This window comes from Nicoletella semolina (genome assembly GCF_004345745.1).
GTDB lineage: Bacteria > Pseudomonadota > Gammaproteobacteria > Enterobacterales > Pasteurellaceae > Nicoletella > Nicoletella semolina.
The window spans coordinates 172,408-189,154 of sequence record NZ_SLXJ01000002.1 but is presented as its reverse complement, the minus strand read 5'-3'; the positions used below and the strand labels follow the sequence as shown (position 1 = coordinate 189,154).

The following is a 16,747-nucleotide window of genomic DNA, read 5'->3' as shown; positions in this document are numbered from 1 at the left end:
AAGGCTCCATCGTAAACTTTGTAATGAAGCCCTTAAAACAAATCGCTAAACGATTACCAACGGAAGTGAGCAAATGCTTTATTTGCTTCAGCCATACGGTGAACATCTTCACGTTTTTTCACTGCTGAGCCTTTGTTGTCTGCTGCATCAGATAATTCGTTTGCTAAACGCAGTGCCATCGATTTATCACCACGTTTGCGTGCAGCTTCAACGATCCAACGCATTGCTAAAGCATTACGACGAGTTGGGCGTACCTCAACTGGTACTTGGTAGGTTGAACCACCTACACGGCGTGATTTTACTTCAACAGTTGGACGCACATTTTCAAGTGCGATTTCAAATGCTTCTAAAGCTTCTTTACCAGAACGTTGTGCCAATGCTTCTAAAGCACCATAAACAATTGATTCTGCTACTGATTTTTTACCATCAACCATTAAAACATTGATGAATTTTGCAAGTAATTCTGATCCAAATTTCGGATCTGGAAGAATTTTGCGAGGTTCAATACGACGACGACGTGGCATTGCAAATACTCCGTTTATTTATTCAGGATAATCCAAAACTTCAATGGTGAGCAAAGCTCGGTTACTGGAGTTTATGGTTTAATTTAAAAATTAGACGTTTGGCCTTACTTAACGGAATACCATTAAGATTTAGGACGTTTAACGCCGTATTTAGAACGACCTTGTTTACGATCTTTCACGCCTGCACAGTCAAGTGCACCACGTACTGTGTGGTAACGCACACCTGGTAAGTCTTTAACACGACCACCACGGATAAGCACAACACTATGTTCTTGAAGGTTATGACCTTCTCCACCGATATATGAAGTAACTTCAAAACCGTTAGTTAAACGAATACGGCATACTTTACGCAATGCAGAGTTCGGTTTTTTAGGAGTTGTAGTGTACACACGGGTACACACACCACGTTTCTGCGGACAAGCCTCTAGTGCAGGAACGTTGCTTTTTACAACCTTTTTCACACGCGGTTTGCGTACTAGCTGGTTGATTGTTGCCATTAAAAAAGCTCCAGTTTAAATTAAGAAATGGTTAATTATTAATCCTTTCATTCATACTCGAAAGGACGACAAATTCTAGAGAAGCAATGCTAAATTGTCAAATAGTTTAAAAGATTACTCTATCCAACGAACAACCTCACTCTGCGGTTTCCGCATCTTGGGACGAGGCTCTTGAGAGCGATAACCAAATGTAACCATCACAGAAACGCCATACTCATTCAAATCGACTAGCCCTTCTTCTGATAAAATACGGTTTACTTCATCATAAATAAAACCTTCAATCGGACAAGAATCAATGCCGAGTAATGCCGCCCCTGTCATCATATTCGCCAACGCAATGTAGGTTTGTTTGCTTGCCCAATCAAATAGCGTACGCTCATTGTCTAAAATTTTTATATGTTCTGTTTGGAAGGTTTGATAAACATTGAGTGATTTTTCTATTTGCGCTTGGTTTAAATTGCGACGTTCTAAAGATTGACGCATAAAATCAGAGTCATAACGTGCGTTTTTCTTCGCTAAAATCACAACAAGATGACTCATCTCGTTCATTGGGTGCTTAATACCCCACGCAACAGGTTTAATTTTTTCTCGTAGTTGTGGATTTTGAATCACCAAAAACTGCCAAGGTTCAGCCCCAACGGAACTCGGTGAAAGTCTTGCAAACTCTAAAATAGCGTGAAAATCTTCTTCGCTGATTTTTTTGCTAGGAGCGTAGTGGCGAGTGGCAGCACGAGAATTAAAAATGTCGAGAGCCTGTTGGCGAGTGAGTGTTGTCATTGTCTTATCCTTTGTTATCTGGCGGTATCCAAGCGGTTAGAATGTACCGTTTTTTTGCAAAATAAAAATATCGCATCATTATTTGAAAATAAAGGCAGCGGCTTAGGAATAACTATTGAGCCATTTTTTCCGCCATTTTCATAAACCCATCAGCCGTAGTATAAACGGATTCTTTACCTTGTGCTTCAAGAATGCGATCCGATAGCTCACGAAATGCCCCTTGCCCTCCAACCTGTTCCAGTACAATATCTGCACGAGCTTTAACATAATTATAGGCATCTGCCACCGTAGCGGCGATCCCACATACCTCAAAAGCAGGTAAATCTAAGGTATCATCGCCTAAAAAAATGGTTTCTTCTGCAAGCACACCAGCCTGTTCAATCAGATCTAAACAGGCTTGGCGTTTAGAAATTTTTCCAAGCTGAAACAGTGGAATACCTAGATCTCGAATGCGGCGACGTAAAATCGGGCTATCCCCCCCTGAAAGAACAGCCACTTTGATACCAGAAGCTAAGAGCATTTTAATGCCTAATCCATCTTTAACGTGAAAACGCTTCATTGCTTCACCTTGTTCCGTGTAATACAAGCTGCCATCAGTCAGCACGCCATCAACATCGGTAATCACGAGTTTAATTTTTGTGAGTTGTATCATAAGGTTTCCTTGTTTTCTTCCCTTGCTTTTCAGTAGGGGGAGTTTTATCATTTTGAGCATTATAGCTCTTTGGGGACAACAATGTCGATTGCTCAAAATATAGAACAAATAACACAAACTATCCAACAACTCAGCCAAATTAATCAGCGTTTGCCAAATGCCGTAAAACTGCTAGCAGTCAGTAAAACCAAGCCTATTCCTGCCATTATTGAAGCAATCAAAGCAGGGCAACTTGCATTTGGCGAAAACTATGTACAAGAGGGTGTCGAAAAAATTCAATATTTTATTGAGAACTATACATCAACCGACCTCCCTCTAGAATGGCATTTTATTGGACCTTTGCAATCCAATAAAACTCGACTTGTTGCCGAGTATTTTGATTGGGTCCAGACACTTGACCGTATTAAAATTGCACAGCGTTTAAATGCACAACGCTTTGAACATCTTCCTCCTATCAATGTACTGATTCAAATTAATATCAGTGATGAAACATCTAAATCAGGCATTTCTCCTGATGAAATGATGCTGTTTGCTCGTGAAATTGCTCAGCTTCCTCGCCTTAAATTGCGAGGTTTGATGGCAATTCCAAAACCTGAAATAGATAAGCAAAAGCAAAAAATTATCCTCCTCCAAATGCAACAGCTTTTTAAACAATTACAAGCAGAGTTCCCTGAAATTGATACGCTTTCAATGGGTATGTCAGATGATATGCAAAGTGCGATTGAATGTGGTTCAACAATGGTGCGTATTGGCACAGCTATTTTTGGCTCTCGAATGTCGCCAAAGACAGAGGCACCAAAAACAGGGGCAAAATAAAGACTTTCGATTTAAACTCGCATATACTTAGCAAGATTTCAGTCCCATTTAAGGAAATGTTATGCAACCTAAAGCCAAATTTCGTAAAGATTATCGCCAACCCGATTTTACCGTTACCGACATTTATCTTGATTTCCAACTCGATCCTCAGGACACTTTAGTAACGTCTAAGTTAAATATTCAGCGTCAAAACGGTACTGCCACACACCTACGCTTAGACGGACACAGTTTTGAGTTGATTTCAGTCAAATTAAATACGCAACCATTTACGCAATTCCAGCAGACCAGTGATGCTCTGATTTTAGAGATTCCAGTCTCTTACGAGCAATTTGAATTAGAGATTCAAACTCGATTAAATCCTGCACAAAATACGTCTTTACAAGGGTTGTACCAATCTGGCGATGGTATTTGTACGCAATGTGAGGCAGAGGGTTTCCGCCAAATTACTTATATGCTCGATCGCCCTGATGTGCTTGCAAAATATCGTACAAAATTGACCGCTTGTAAGCAAAAATATCCATTCTTGCTTTCTAATGGTAATCGTATTGCACAAGGGGATTTAGAGGACGGTCGTCATTGGGTTGAATGGGAAGATCCTTTCTTTAAACCGAGTTATTTATTTGCGGTTGTTGCTGGCGATTTTGATCTGCTTAAAGACACATTTATCACGATGAGTGGGCGTGAGGTTGCACTTGAAATTTATGTGGATCGAGGCAATCTTGATAGAGCAACGTGGGCAATGGAAAGCCTTAAACGCTCAATGAAATGGGACGAAGAGCGTTTCGGCTTAGAATATGACTTAGATATTTATATGATCGTTGCGGTCGATTTCTTTAATATGGGGGCAATGGAAAATAAAGGATTGAACATCTTCAATTCAAAATTTGTGCTTGCCAATCCTCAAACCGCAACCGATGAAGATTATATGGGGGTGGAAAGCGTAATTGCCCACGAATATTTCCATAACTGGACAGGTAACCGAATTACTTGTCGTGATTGGTTTCAGTTGAGTTTAAAAGAGGGGCTAACTGTTTTCCGTGATCAAGAATTTACCTCTGATTTATGGTCTCGCTCTGCAAAAAGAATTGAAGATGTGCGTTTTTTACGCACCCACCAATTTGCAGAAGATGCCAGCCCAATGGCACACCCAATCCGCCCTGAAAAAGTCATTGAGATGAATAACTTCTACACGGTTACTGTCTATGAAAAAGGGGCTGAGGTAATCAGAATGTTACATACTTTATTGGGAGAGAACAAATTCCAAGAAGGTATGAAATTATACGTTGCTGAAAACGATGGTAAAGCAGCGACCTGTGAAGATTTCGTTTCTGCAATGGAACGTGCTTCAGGTCTTGATTTAGCTCAATTCCGCCGTTGGTATAGCCAGTCTGGAACACCAGAATTAACGATTAGCGATGATTATGATGAAAAACATCAGATTTATCGCTTACACGTTTCGCAATATACGCCACCAACAGCAGATCAAGTTGAAAAAGTCAATCTACATATCCCATTAAAGGTAGCGTTGTACGGCGAAAATGGGCAAAAAATTCATTTAAAATATGAACTATCAAGTGTGAGTGATGTTTTAGATGTGATCCACGAACATCAAACTTTTGAGTTTCACAGCGTAACACAGCGTCCAGTACCCGCACTGTTGTGTGATTTTTCTGCTCCTGTTCGTTTAGATTATAACTATACGCCTGCACAACTAATGACGTTAGTCAAATTTGCGGAAAACGACTTTGTACGTTGGGACGCTCTACAAACACTCTATTTCAACGAGCTTCGCACTAACTTGCAACGCTACCAACAAGCTCAGCCTCTAAGATTCTCCACAGAATTGCTCGAAGTACTGACTTTAGTGCTGGAAAATGCAAATAAAGAGACTGAATTAACCGCTCTCACATTGAGCTTACCGAAAGAAACAGAATTTGCTGAGTCATTTAAGCTCATTGATCCAGTCGGCATTGCAGTTGCTAGAGAGTTTATGCAAAAAACCATTGCCGAAGCGTTAAAAGAGCGTCTGTTGGTCTGCTATAACTACAATAAACTGACAAATTACCAAGTCGTAGCAGAAGATATGGCAAAACGTGCATTGCGTAATGTGTGTCTATCTTATCTTGCCTTTACTGATGTGGGGAATGGTTTGGTACACAAGCATTATCACAATGCGGATAATATGACTGATATGCTTGCAGCCCTCAATGCTGCAACCAAAGCACAATTACCGTGCCGAGAACAATTACTGTATGATTTTGAGAACAAGTGGCATCAAGATGGGTTAGTGATGGATAAATGGTTTAATTTGCAAGCCACTCGTCCTGATGAAAACGTATTAGAGCTTGTCCAAAACCTACTTGAGCATCGAAGTTTCAATTTCAAAAACCCAAACCGTGTGCGAGCATTAATTGGTAGCTTTGCTACCCAAAATCCAAAAGCCTTCCACGCTATTGATGGCTCTGGTTATCGCTTTTTAGTCGATATTTTAATGAAATTAAACGATACCAATCCGCAGGTTGCCGCTCGAATCGTTGAACCGCTGATTAAACTTTCTCGCTATGATACACAACGCCAAACCTTAATGCGTCGTGGATTAGAGCGTCTGAAAGGCATTGATAATCTTGCCCCTGATCTCTTTGAGAAAATTGAGAAGGCATTAAAATAATGGCGTGGCATCAACTCTTATTTTCATTCCAAGGTCGTCTAAACCGTCAAGGCTTTTGGATCGGCTTTGGGGTGAATTTTGCCTTTTTATTTATTTTTGCAAATTTTTTCCTCAATTCGACCGCTTTTAGTTGGGTGAGCTTACTGCCACTGCTGCTTTCAATTTACAGCCTTGCGGCAATTATTACTAAACGCTTACACGATAGAAATCGTTCAGGCAAAGCGGGTTTGATCGTGATTGTACCGATTATTTGTTATGCAAGTTCATTTTATGCACAAGGTACGATGGCGTGGCTGCTAGGATTATTTATGCCTATGCTAATCGGCACATTACTGCTGCTTGAGTGGGGAGTATTTGCAGGCAATCCAACCCCCAATAATTATGGAGATAAAGGCTTATCAGTTAAGCCCACATCATTATGACAGACATTAAGCTCAATTATCATAAAACACATTTTCTTATTTCCGCACCAGATATTCGCCACCTCCCAGAAGATGCTGGCATTGAAATCGCTTTTGCAGGACGTTCAAATGCAGGTAAATCAACTGCATTAAATGCTCTGACAAATCAAAAAAACCTAGCCAGAACGTCGAAAACCCCTGGTCGAACTCAGTTAATCAATGTTTTTGAAGTTGAGCCTAATTGTAAGCTGGTGGATTTACCTGGCTATGGCTATGCATCAGTGCCTGAAGAGATGAAACTCAAATGGCAAAAGGCATTGGGAGAATATCTACAAAAGCGTGAATGCTTAGGCGGTATTGTGATTTTGATGGATATTCGCCACCCTCTCAAAGACTTAGATCAGCAAATGATCGAATGGGCAGTTTCTGCTCAGTTACCTATTCTATTGCTACTCACCAAAGCAGACAAATTAAGCCAAAGTGCTAGGAGTAAGCAAATCAAAATGGTACGAGAAGCCATCTTGCCTTTTCAAGGTGATATTCAGGTTGAAGTCTATTCCGCCCTGAATAAGGTTGGGATTGAGAAATTGGCGAGCAGATTAGATAGCTGGTTTACAGCTGCTTTTAACATCGCATAAAAATACAAGTCATATATAACGAGGAACGCTAAATGCACGATTTACAACAATTGCGTCAAGAAACCGATGAAATTATTGCCAATTTACTGAATGATGGCTCAGATCCTGATGCCCTTTATATTATTGAGCATCATATTGCTCACCGAGATTTTGACAAGCTAGAGAAGCTGGTCGTTGATGCGTATAAATTGGGATATGAAATATCTGAAGCAGAAGAGGTTGAAGAGAATGGCAAACTACTGTTTGTGTGCGATATTGTCAGCGAAATTGCCTTGAACGCTGATCTCATTGCGGCACAACAGAAAGAGCTGCTTCCACTTATCGAAAAAGCAGGGGCAGAATATGAGGGTTGGGGAACGTATTTTGAGGATCCAAACGCTGAAGAAGATGAATATGGCGAAGATGGAGAGTTTTTCCCTGACGAAGATGATTTTGATGATGAACATTAAAAAAGCACTTCCCTCCCTCCGTTTACGGAGGGAGGTGCCGAAGGCGGAGGGAGGCGGCAAATAAGCGTCAATTTAACTTCCTCTTCTCTCATTTAATTCTCCCCTTCCTCAGTCCTATGGGCAGCTCCCTCCGAAGGCAGAAGGAGCGAAAGGGAACAAAAACGAAAAAATGCTTCCCTCTCTCCGTTTACGAGGGGAGGTGCCGAAGGCGAAGGGAGGTAAATAAACATAAATTTAACTTCCTTTAAGCATTATGCTAAAAACCGCCCAATCACTTGTCCGCCAATCATTATCCATGTCATTAATATTGAGCTAAAAAAGACACCTAGGTAAATATAGCCTGTTTTCAAATAACACCAATGGTGAATAAAAATAAACACGATAAATTGTGGAATAATCACCGCTAACATCATCGCCCAGCGACCGCCAAACTGTGGTAATCCGATCACATCAAAACCTGGCCCTATTTGCATAAAATTAGGTATGAAATGAAATAACCATAATAAAATCAAGCCACCAACTGCAAAGAAAATCGTTTTCATAGTCCAACTTACTAGAGTCGTATTAAAGCTCGCTTTATTTTTCTGCTTCATCTGTACGGAGACAATCAATCCGTTAAACACGAAGAAAAAGCATAAAATAGGTAAATAATATGGAATAAACAACTCAAAACGTTCTGCGGTTAATGGTTTTAATATTGGCCATAAAAAACGCAATTCTATTCCCCAATATTGATGGATAATCAAGACTATCAGGTAAAGCCAAGCAATCAAAATCACGCTGAGTACCAGCATACGCCATATAACCCTTGATGTTGTTTGTTGTGGGTTACCTAAAATACCAAATTCTGCAAGGGATAGTCTCGCCGAGCCTTGCCATAGCATAAAGAAAATGAAATTAATCACCGCACTGCTAACTAGCCAAGTGATAATGCCATTGCCCATTTCAAGTGGCATAAAATTTAATACTTTCGCAATTGGTTCATTGGCACCACCCCATTGCGTAAACAAAGGGTAAAGCACAAGGGTAGCAACAATGTTTATCAGTGCAAACAGTTGCCATTTAGGCTTAGAAAGAGCGGTCTGTTTTGTTACAATTTTTGTAGCACAAGCAAAGTAAGTATGGGTCAATAAACCATTTGCTAAACATAGAGCTGAAGCAATCGCACTGAATAATGCCAATAATCCAGCAAATTCTTTATACCAATAAGTCTGCTGTTCAGGAGGAAGCCAATCTGCGTCTTGTATACCATTTTGCAAGGTTTGATTAAACCACATAATCGCCTCTTTGTTGGTATGCTCTGCGATCATTACGCCTAAATGCGTACCATTAACCAATGCGGCACGGCGAGCAGTGCCATCAGTTATATTGCCATAAGTATGATTCCATTTTAGTGTCTCGTGGGAAGGCAAAGAAAATGCCTTCAAGCGTGCTTCATTGTTTACTAAAGCACTAACAGGGAAACTTTTTTCACGATAGCCACCGATTTCTTCAAACAAACCTTGAGTGAGCAAATAGTTGTTCAGTGTCGGATCACCACCATTGCTACTTTGCCCATTGATAGCTTTATGATCAGGATTGAGCTTTGCTACTCGAATCGCATTTAATGCCCCTGTTGAATGTCCGAAAATTCCTAATTTTTCTTTATCCACAAATGGCAGTGTTTTTAAATATTGATAGCCATTATTTGCTCCACTCATATTTTTATTGGAAGCAGGTAATTTAGTGGAATAACCGTGTCCAAAATGATCAATAGCTAAAACAACAAATCCCCGTTTTGCCAGCTCTAAAGCACCAAAGGTTGAAGTGGCTTCTTTATCACTTTGATAGCCGTGTAAAGCAAGTAAGGCAGGCTTTGGTGTTTGTGCAGTGGCTGAAATGGGGCGATATAATTTCGCCACCATTGGTTGCTGTTCTTCGGTCATAAAGCTAATGGTACTCACATCAACTCGCCCAAAATCACGCTCAATCAAAGAAGCTAGGTAGACAAAGCAGAATGTCGCTATCAAAAATCCTAAAGCAAGGAAATAAGAACGTTTGGTTGTTTGCATAATCATTACTCGCTCTCAGCTAAAATGGTAACTTGGGCACTATCAATGCCATTCACTAATAGTGGCAGAGCTAATACACGTTTTAAACGCTGTTTATTAACCTGTGATAATTTCATATCTTCAATAATGCAGATAAAGTGTTCACTAAACATACCTAACATAATTTGATGTGCTTTTATGCCGTGTTCAGGGTGAGCAGGGGAGGCAAGTGAAATAAAATCAAAGCCAATTGCCTTCAAATTTGCTGCATTATTTATTAAATACTGAGCCGCTTGAATGCTGACTGCTCCGCCATTTTGAGCGTATTCTTGCGGATTCACTAACCGAACTTTTTCTAATCCAGTGCGAATAATTAAGCAATCCGCTTGCTGAATTTCAGATAAAAAAGGCACTAAATCATCAACCTCAATCATTTCCCCTGTTTGTTTTGCAATATCAACTAACAGTGGCTTTTCGTAAATAAATTGTGATAGTGGCAATTCTGTTATTTTTGCTCCCTGTGGGTTAAAATGGCGAGGTGCATCAAAATGTGTCCCAAAATGATTAAATAAATGAATTTTAGCACTGTTATACACATCGCCTTGCTCGGTTGAGGTGCAAGTTTCCAGCGTTAAAGTAGGCTCTCCAGGATAGCCGACATCATTGACATCTAGGGGGTAAGATAATAATTGGTAATTCATACTCATTCCTATTTTTTCTTTTGATTTAACAACCACAACATAATTTCAGGACTATTAAATACAGCGTCCCAAGTATTATGAGGGTTATGATTGATAATGCCGTTATCGCCTGCTTGTTCAAAATTGAACTCAGTGTATTTTACATTCGGTGCATTCAGTTGCATCAAGTAGTGATAATTAAGTCGTGTACCTGCCACTGGCGAAATGTTGTCTTGTCTGCTATGAAAAAACCATATCGGCATATGTTTAATTGGCTCCAGCATCCCTTTACGGCTATTACCATCAATCCATTCAATAGTGCCAACCTCCCGTCCACTCATTAATAACGCTCCCGCAAAAAACTGAGGACGTGTTAATAATAGGTTTAAGGCCCCTTCGGCTCCACGAGAGAGTCCAATAAGATAGATACGATTAGGATCAATATTGGGATTGGCTTTAATTGTTTCATCAATCATTTTTAACACCAATTGCTGGCGATTTTGTGTTTGCCAATGAATACCGCCCTTTTGCCCTTTATTCACATCATCAAAAGGATCAAACACACTGGTATATTGCGGTGCTAATACAAACCCTTGTTCATATTGCAAGGTTGAAATTACGCCTTTACTTGATATTAAATGAGCAATATTATCCGTTCCTACTTGTCCAGAACCGTGTAGGAAAATAGTGAGCGGATATTTCTTACCTAATTGAGCTTCTGGTGTGTAAAGGCGGTAATTCAGAGAATTATTCTCACTGTTTAACACGGTTTTATGCAGGGAAAATTGGTCTAAATAAGGCGTGATCACATTTTCAGGAGTGGCAACTTGTGAGAGCTGTATTTTGTCTAATATTTTTCCATTGGATAATTTCAAATAACCATTTTGCGAAATATGATAAGTTAAACGATCGTGGTAATAATGAGGCACTCGAGTCGGCTGCTTCTTTTCAACCATAATAATATCGCCCTCTTTACCCCTTACCCTCACTTTAATAGGCGTTTCGTTTTCTAGTTTAATTTGATAAAGATCCGCATTTTTATCTCGGCTATCCAATTCAATAATCACGAATTTTCCCAAATTCGCTTGGCTTGATAATTGTGCTTGGTTATTGGTGTAAGCCCTAAGGATTTGTCTAGGAATATTTACTTGATTATCCAATTGAGTCGAGACTTGATAAAGCAAGGTTAAATCACTGCTCGCCAAAACTTCACTTTCATATTCAATCGCAATACCATTAATTTTTTGCCCTTTAGCGGTCAATTCTGCTAATAGGCTCAATTTAGGCTGTTGCATTTGTTGTACTGGGCGATTTTGAGCTGAAAGCGTCAATGGCATAAAACAGAATAAAAATAGTAGTTTTCTAAACATCTCTTTTTTCCCAAAAAATAAGGCGAACAGATGAATTTGTTCGCCCAACTACCTGATTATTTTAGATCTTTGTTTTGGTGTCTAACATACAGCATAATTGCCACAAGAATACCGAGTGGGAAAATTAAGTCGAAAGCTGATCCATCATTACTAAAGATAAGATTAGCAAAAATGACTAAGCTCCCGCCAATTGCCCAAGCAATTGTGGTTGGTATCGACCAAACGATCATTTGCTTTTTCACATCGTTAATTCCCATCATACGATTTACAACCCAAAAGAGGCTATCATTGAAATAACCAAAGAATAGTGACCCCATCGTTGCAGCTTGTGCTGCTAGTAACATATTTACTCCAGGTATTTGTGCAAGAATTGGAGCAGAAATTGATGCCGCCGTGATCATTGCCACAGTACCTGAACCCTGAATAAAACGAACTGCAGTAGAAACGATGAATGGAATTAAGATTGGTGAAATAGGTAAACTTGCAACCTGCTCTGCTAACTGTGCACCTGCACCACTTTCACGCAATACTGCCCCCAATGCACCACCCGCACCAGTTACTAATAAGATAATGCCTGCAGATTTTACTCCCTCTTCAAGATGAAGAGCCGTTGCATTTCTATCTGCATTTGGTAGTAATGCATAGACAGCAACCAGTACACTGATTGCGAGAGCTATCATTGGGTGCCCAATAAAACTCAAGAATTGATAAATCCCCATTTCTGACAATTGAGCATTATTTTTCGCCACTAAATCAAATATTGCTTTGATAAAAATCAAAACTATTGGTAACACGATTGGCAACAAAGATAATCCCAAACTTGGCAAATTTTTCTTTTCTCTGCTTTCGATATAATCATCAAATTTCTGTTTCAGCTCTTCTGGTGTGAAGGTTTCTTGATTAAACGTTGGATATTTTTTATCTAACCATTTGGCATATAGCACGATACCTACTACTGGTAATATCGCCAACCCCATACCAACGAGTAACATTGCACCGAGATCAACACCAAATAAACCTGCTACACCCAATGGTCCTGGTGTTGGAGGAACAGTATGATGGGTAACAACTAAACCACCAGCCAATGCCACCCCCAGCGTTAATAACGAACGCTTACCATTTTTCGCTAATGCTTTCGCAACGGGATATAAAATAACAAAGGCAGAATCAACGAAAATTGGAATACTCACCACATAGCCTGTAATTGCTAACGCCCATTCCTCTTTTTTCTTACCGAGGAATTTAATAAAGCTATATGCCATTTTTTCAGCAGCACCAGATACTTCTAGCACACTACCCATCATAACGCCTAAGCCAATGACAATCCCAATGCCGCCTAACGTGCCACCAAATCCCTTCGTGATTGCACTTAGCGTGTCATTTACACTCATACCACCAATCAAACCTGCCATTGCTGATGCAATAAGCATTGCGATAAAAGCGTGTACTCGAGTTTTTAAAACTAAATAGACTAAAACAAAAACTGCGATTAATAATCCTATAATAGGAATAGGTAATCCGAACATAAAAGCTCCTTACATATCGTGTTGAATAAAATGTTGAATTACATCAACGAATTGTCTATCAGCAACAAATCCGAGCTGAATTGCACTAGAGCAATCAATCGCAGCAGGCCAACTTGCGACAATATTGTTAATATTTTCATCAAAGTTAAATTGAATATGCTTTAAAATCGCATCGCCTTTTACTTGCACTAAATCGGCTAACATTTGCTCTACACTAATGGTAAAACCAGGCAAATTGATTATGTGCCAATCTCTTGGAGAGAAAGAGGGGAGTGTTAATGCGTGAATAAAATTATTGATAACCGTACTTGGACTTGATAGCCATAATTTCAATTGCCTATCGACAGGGCAAATTGCTGATTCACCCTGTAAAGGCTCACGGATAATACTACTTACGAATGATGAAGCAGCTTTATTTGGTTTACCTGGTCGAATACAGATGGTCGGTAGACGTAATGCCAAGCCATCGACAAAACCCTTACGAGCGTAGTCATTGACCAATAATTCACACATTGCTTTTTGCGTACCGTAGCTAGATTGCGGTGTAAGTGCCGTGCTATCCACAATAGTTTTTGGCAAATCACCCCCAAATACTGCTAAGGAACTAGAGAAAATAAACCGCACTTTAGGATTATTTTTACGACAAATCTCAAGCAGCTCACGAGTTGCTAAGAAATTGACTTCATAACCTAAATCAGGATCTTGCTCTGCGTGACTACTGACAATTGCTGCCAAATGGAAAACGGTATCTGTTTTTTCCGTAATAATCTGCGCCAATCCTTGTGGATTACGCAAATCGACTTCCAAACAACGAACACGAGGATCATTATTTGGTGCGGTAGGTTGGATCACATCAATTAACGTTATCTCATTAACTTTTATCGCTGATTGTGCGAGTAATGCTCTGGCTAAACGTTGTCCAAGAAATCCTTGTCCCCCCGTAATCACAATATTCATAGTTTTCTCCTGAATGTAATGGTGTATTTACTTTAGATAAAATAACCGTACATTTTTACAATGACGCTAAAAGTACAGCTAACTGTAAGCAAGGTTATTTGTATTTTTCAAACCACCCCAAACCTGCCACTGTTTCGCCTCTTGGCTTATACTCACAGCCGACATAACCCTGATAGCCCATTTCATCAAGTTTATCGAAAATATACTGATAATTAATTTCGCCTTCATCAGGTTCGTGGCGATTTGGCACAGAGGCAATTTGGATATGGCAGAATTTGCCACGCAAGCGGTCAGTTAAACGAGATAAATTACCGTCTACATTTTGAGCGTGGAAATAATCCAGTTGAACAAACACATTATCTCTATCCACCCATTCAACGATTTCTAAGGTGTCAAATTGACTTTTGAGCAAATAATTCGGTTTGACTTCAGGGCTAAGTGCTTCTAAGCAAATATTAATGCCGTGTGGTTTAAATTTTTCGCTGGCATAACGAACATTCTCCACAAAGGTCTGTTTATAGGCTTGACGACTTTCTCCCTCTGGTACAACAGCTGCCATAATATGCACAGTTGGACAACCTAGCACTAAGGCATACTCCAGTGCTTGATCAATATCACGGCGAGCCTCTGCTTCACGATTGGGAATCGCACTTAATCCCCATTCTCCTTGACTGATATCGCCTGCAGCCGTATTAAATAACACTTGTTTTAAACCAAATTGATCTAACTTGGCTTTTAATTCAGCAGCTGGAAATTCATAAGGCCATAAATATTCCACATATTTAAAACCTGCTTTGGCAGCCGCTTCAAAACGGTCTAAGAAAGGCAGTTCATTGAACATCATTGTTAAATTTGCAGCAAACTTTGGCATTTTTATTTTCCTCTGTTTTCAAGATCTTTGACTTCATCATCACTTAAATAGCGTATTGATTGATGCTGTAGAGTAAAAAATAATTTAGCGGTCTCCTCTAGTTCTTCAGTATTATCGCAAGCATCAATTAAATCGCTACCTGTAACCACAATTCCATGGTTTGCCATTAGAAAGGCTTTACCCGTGTTGGCTCTTGCCGCTAATTCTTCAGCAATTTTCGGACTCCCTGGGCGGTAGTAAGGAATGACCTGCAATTTTCCCACTCGCATCACATAATAGGGGGTGAATGCTTGGATTGCGTTATCGGTATTCAACCCTTCAACACAAGAAAGTGCCGTTAGATAAGTGGAGTGCAGATGAACCACTGCATTGCAGTTTGGATTTTGCTGATATAACGCAAGATGAAAAACATATTCTTTTGACGGCTTATCGCCACTGATCCAATTCCCCTGCATATCGACCACAGATAAGCGTTCTGGCACTAAACGCCCAAGCGATGATCCTGTCGGTGTAACCAAAATACGATTATCATCTAAACGGACAGATAAATTTCCTGCCCCTCCCACGCTATAACCACGCTCATAAAAAGAGCGAGCAAGGTTTACCATTTGAATTTTTTGTTCCTGTTCTCTTTGTTCTTGTTCTGTCATATAAACATTCCTTGTGCATACACAAAAAAGTCTTCTTTACCAAAATTGCCTGATTTCAGTGCAAAATAAATAGGTTCTTCGACCGCTTGTAACCACGGCACGCCTGCAGCAATTTGTTTGCCAATATGGAAACCGCTAAAGCCAAGTTCTTGCACTACAATGCTTGAGGTCTCGCCCCCTGCGGTAATAAAATTCACTACACCTGCTGTATGTAGTTTTTTTGCTAATTTGGCAAAGGTGGCTTCAATAATTTGGCTGGCTTGTTTTGCCCCAAATTGCTGTTGAATCGCTTTTAGCTGTTCAGGTGGCACCGTCGCAAATACCATCGGTGCAAGCGGTGCGTCAAGATGTGCCATCACCCAATCATAAAGCTGATCCACATAATTTTCGTTATTCAAGGCTTGCTCAACATCAAGTTGTAAATGTGGTGCTTTTTGTTGGTAGTTAGCAACTTGTTTATTGGTCATCAATGAGCAAGAGCCAGATAACACAACCGTGTTGCCTTTCGGTGGCACAAACGCATTTTCCCCTTGCTTACCTCCACTCAAGCGTGCGGCAATATAAGCCCCTAAACCTGAACCGCCAGTTACCAGCTTTAACTCTGCAACGGCTTGTGCTAATACCGCAAGCTGCGAATTATCAACCGCATCAACCACGGCATAACGATGCCCTTGTGCTTTCAATACATTAAAGCAGGCTTTTACATTTTCAGCACCTTGCAACAGATCTTGATGACTAACTAAACCTGTTGTACCTCTCGCTTGAGCGTCCATTAAACGCACCAAATTTGCATCACGCATTGGTGTAACAGGGTGATTTTGCATACCTGATTCATTAAGTAACACATTGCCAACAAATAGATAGCCATTAAAGATAGTCCGCCCATTCACTGGCAGAGCTGGCGAAATCACTGTAAAATCTTCACCCAACGCATCAAGTAAAGCATCAGTGACTGGCCCAATATTGCCTTGCTCTGTGCTATCAAAAGTTGAACAATATTTGAAATAAAATTGTGTACAGCCATTAGCTTGTAGCCAACTCAAGGCGTTAAGCGACTGCTCAATCGCCTCTGCAACAGGATTTGAACGAGATTTCAGACTAATGACAATGGCATCGACTCGATCATTGAGTGTCGTTTTGGGTACACCATTCATCTGCACGGTGCGTAATCCATTCTCCGTCAAAAAGCTCGCAATATCGCTTGCCCCTGTAAAATCATCTGCAATAATTCCTAACATTTG

The 16,747-nt window shown here is 40.1% G+C and carries 17 protein-coding genes; 5 read left to right on the top strand and 12 right to left on the bottom strand.

The features are described 5' to 3' along the window. Window positions 1–53 precede the first annotated feature (53 nt). The 4 genes from rpsG to EV693_RS02310 all read right to left on the bottom strand — a co-directional run bounded on the left by rpsG (window position 54) and on the right by EV693_RS02310 (window position 2,450). The gene (rpsG, locus tag EV693_RS02325; protein ID WP_132500781.1) at window positions 54–524 is read right to left on the bottom strand and encodes a 30S ribosomal protein S7; all 471 of its coding nucleotides are present in this window, start codon (window positions 522–524) and stop codon (window positions 54–56) included. Between the two features lie 122 nt (window positions 525–646). Beyond that, on the bottom strand, window positions 647–1,021 hold the full coding sequence (gene rpsL / locus EV693_RS02320; protein WP_005708967.1) for a 30S ribosomal protein S12: 375 nt from the start codon (window positions 1,019–1,021) through the stop codon (window positions 647–649). Window positions 1,022–1,135: 114 nt separating this feature from the next. Beyond that, the gene (locus EV693_RS02315) at window positions 1,136–1,798 is read right to left on the bottom strand and encodes an NAD(P)H-dependent oxidoreductase (RefSeq protein WP_132500780.1); all 663 of its coding nucleotides are present in this window, start codon (window positions 1,796–1,798) and stop codon (window positions 1,136–1,138) included. Window positions 1,799–1,910: 112 nt separating this feature from the next. Continuing rightward, window positions 1,911–2,450: a KdsC family phosphatase gene (locus EV693_RS02310; protein WP_207906468.1), complete on the bottom strand. Its 540-nt coding sequence runs from the start codon at window positions 2,448–2,450 to the stop codon at window positions 1,911–1,913. Between the two features lie 81 nt (window positions 2,451–2,531). Between EV693_RS02310 and EV693_RS02305 the strand changes: the two genes are divergently transcribed. From EV693_RS02305 to rraB, 5 genes are all read left to right on the top strand, one after another. Beyond that, complete coding sequence (locus tag EV693_RS02305; protein ID WP_132500779.1) at window positions 2,532–3,266, top strand: YggS family pyridoxal phosphate-dependent enzyme; 735 nt, start codon at window positions 2,532–2,534, stop codon at window positions 3,264–3,266. A 61-nt stretch (window positions 3,267–3,327) separates the two neighbouring features. After that, window positions 3,328–5,934: an aminopeptidase N gene (gene pepN, locus EV693_RS02300; protein WP_132500778.1), complete on the top strand. Its 2,607-nt coding sequence runs from the start codon at window positions 3,328–3,330 to the stop codon at window positions 5,932–5,934. Beyond that, window positions 5,934–6,356 (top strand): DUF805 domain-containing protein, encoded by a 423-nt coding sequence (locus EV693_RS02295; RefSeq protein ID WP_132500777.1) that lies wholly within the window; start codon window positions 5,934–5,936, stop codon window positions 6,354–6,356. The genes pepN and EV693_RS02295 overlap by 1 nt, the downstream gene beginning before the upstream one ends. Next, complete coding sequence (gene yihA / locus EV693_RS02290) at window positions 6,353–6,973, top strand: ribosome biogenesis GTP-binding protein YihA/YsxC (RefSeq protein ID WP_132500776.1); 621 nt, start codon at window positions 6,353–6,355, stop codon at window positions 6,971–6,973. Before EV693_RS02295 ends, yihA begins: the two co-directional genes overlap by 4 nt. Before the next feature lie 32 nt (window positions 6,974–7,005). Then, complete coding sequence (rraB, locus tag EV693_RS02285) at window positions 7,006–7,422, top strand: ribonuclease E inhibitor RraB (RefSeq protein ID WP_132500775.1); 417 nt, start codon at window positions 7,006–7,008, stop codon at window positions 7,420–7,422. Between the two features lie 251 nt (window positions 7,423–7,673). Here rraB and EV693_RS02280 read toward each other — a convergent pair whose 3' ends face one another. From EV693_RS02280 to otnK, 8 genes are all read right to left on the bottom strand, one after another. Beyond that, window positions 7,674–9,473 (bottom strand): alpha/beta hydrolase, encoded by a 1,800-nt coding sequence (locus EV693_RS02280; protein WP_132500774.1) that lies wholly within the window; start codon window positions 9,471–9,473, stop codon window positions 7,674–7,676. A gap of 5 nt (window positions 9,474–9,478) precedes the next feature. Further along, window positions 9,479–10,153 (bottom strand): cyclase family protein, encoded by a 675-nt coding sequence (locus EV693_RS02275; protein WP_132500773.1) that lies wholly within the window; start codon window positions 10,151–10,153, stop codon window positions 9,479–9,481. Between the two features lie 8 nt (window positions 10,154–10,161). Beyond that, complete coding sequence (locus EV693_RS02270) at window positions 10,162–11,502, bottom strand: alpha/beta hydrolase-fold protein (protein ID WP_132500772.1); 1,341 nt, start codon at window positions 11,500–11,502, stop codon at window positions 10,162–10,164. A gap of 56 nt (window positions 11,503–11,558) precedes the next feature. Next, on the bottom strand, window positions 11,559–13,028 hold the full coding sequence (locus EV693_RS02265; RefSeq protein ID WP_132500771.1) for a GntT/GntP/DsdX family permease: 1,470 nt from the start codon (window positions 13,026–13,028) through the stop codon (window positions 11,559–11,561). A gap of 9 nt (window positions 13,029–13,037) precedes the next feature. Continuing rightward, on the bottom strand, window positions 13,038–13,985 hold the full coding sequence (gene denD / locus EV693_RS02260; protein WP_132500770.1) for a D-erythronate dehydrogenase: 948 nt from the start codon (window positions 13,983–13,985) through the stop codon (window positions 13,038–13,040). Between the two features lie 94 nt (window positions 13,986–14,079). Continuing rightward, the gene (otnI, locus tag EV693_RS02255; RefSeq protein WP_132500769.1) at window positions 14,080–14,856 is read right to left on the bottom strand and encodes a 2-oxo-tetronate isomerase; all 777 of its coding nucleotides are present in this window, start codon (window positions 14,854–14,856) and stop codon (window positions 14,080–14,082) included. A 2-nt stretch (window positions 14,857–14,858) separates the two neighbouring features. Then, complete coding sequence (otnC, locus tag EV693_RS02250) at window positions 14,859–15,506, bottom strand: 3-oxo-tetronate 4-phosphate decarboxylase (RefSeq protein ID WP_132500768.1); 648 nt, start codon at window positions 15,504–15,506, stop codon at window positions 14,859–14,861. Next, window positions 15,503–16,744, bottom strand: coding sequence for a 3-oxo-tetronate kinase (gene otnK / locus EV693_RS02245; RefSeq protein WP_132500767.1), 1,242 nt, complete (start codon window positions 16,742–16,744; stop codon window positions 15,503–15,505). The genes otnC and otnK overlap by 4 nt, the downstream gene beginning before the upstream one ends. Window positions 16,745–16,747 lie beyond the last annotated feature (3 nt).

What these genes read in the sequence shown, in the direction of transcription:
- rraB (WP_132500775.1), top strand. Translation starts at nt 7,006, where the DNA reads ATGCACGATTTACAACAATTGCGTCAAGAAACCGATGAAATTATTGCC.
- otnK (WP_132500767.1), bottom strand. Translation starts at nt 16,744, where the DNA reads ATGTTAGGAATTATTGCAGATGATTTTACAGGGGCAAGCGATATTGCG.
- EV693_RS02305 (WP_132500779.1), top strand. Translation starts at nt 2,532, where the DNA reads ATGTCGATTGCTCAAAATATAGAACAAATAACACAAACTATCCAACAA.
- EV693_RS02280 (WP_132500774.1), bottom strand. Translation starts at nt 9,473, where the DNA reads ATGCAAACAACCAAACGTTCTTATTTCCTTGCTTTAGGATTTTTGATA.
- EV693_RS02275 (WP_132500773.1), bottom strand. Translation starts at nt 10,153, where the DNA reads ATGAATTACCAATTATTATCTTACCCCCTAGATGTCAATGATGTCGGC.
- rpsG (WP_132500781.1), bottom strand. Translation starts at nt 524, where the DNA reads ATGCCACGTCGTCGTCGTATTGAACCTCGCAAAATTCTTCCAGATCCG.
- EV693_RS02265 (WP_132500771.1), bottom strand. Translation starts at nt 13,028, where the DNA reads ATGTTCGGATTACCTATTCCTATTATAGGATTATTAATCGCAGTTTTT.
- rpsL (WP_005708967.1), bottom strand. Translation starts at nt 1,021, where the DNA reads ATGGCAACAATCAACCAGCTAGTACGCAAACCGCGTGTGAAAAAGGTT.
- EV693_RS02295 (WP_132500777.1), top strand. Translation starts at nt 5,934, where the DNA reads ATGGCGTGGCATCAACTCTTATTTTCATTCCAAGGTCGTCTAAACCGT.
- otnC (WP_132500768.1), bottom strand. Translation starts at nt 15,506, where the DNA reads ATGACAGAACAAGAACAAAGAGAACAGGAACAAAAAATTCAAATGGTA.
- pepN (WP_132500778.1), top strand. Translation starts at nt 3,328, where the DNA reads ATGCAACCTAAAGCCAAATTTCGTAAAGATTATCGCCAACCCGATTTT.
- EV693_RS02315 (WP_132500780.1), bottom strand. Translation starts at nt 1,798, where the DNA reads ATGACAACACTCACTCGCCAACAGGCTCTCGACATTTTTAATTCTCGT.
- otnI (WP_132500769.1), bottom strand. Translation starts at nt 14,856, where the DNA reads ATGCCAAAGTTTGCTGCAAATTTAACAATGATGTTCAATGAACTGCCT.
- EV693_RS02310 (WP_207906468.1), bottom strand. Translation starts at nt 2,450, where the DNA reads ATGATACAACTCACAAAAATTAAACTCGTGATTACCGATGTTGATGGC.
- EV693_RS02270 (WP_132500772.1), bottom strand. Translation starts at nt 11,502, where the DNA reads ATGTTTAGAAAACTACTATTTTTATTCTGTTTTATGCCATTGACGCTT.
- yihA (WP_132500776.1), top strand. Translation starts at nt 6,353, where the DNA reads ATGACAGACATTAAGCTCAATTATCATAAAACACATTTTCTTATTTCC.
- denD (WP_132500770.1), bottom strand. Translation starts at nt 13,985, where the DNA reads ATGAATATTGTGATTACGGGGGGACAAGGATTTCTTGGACAACGTTTA.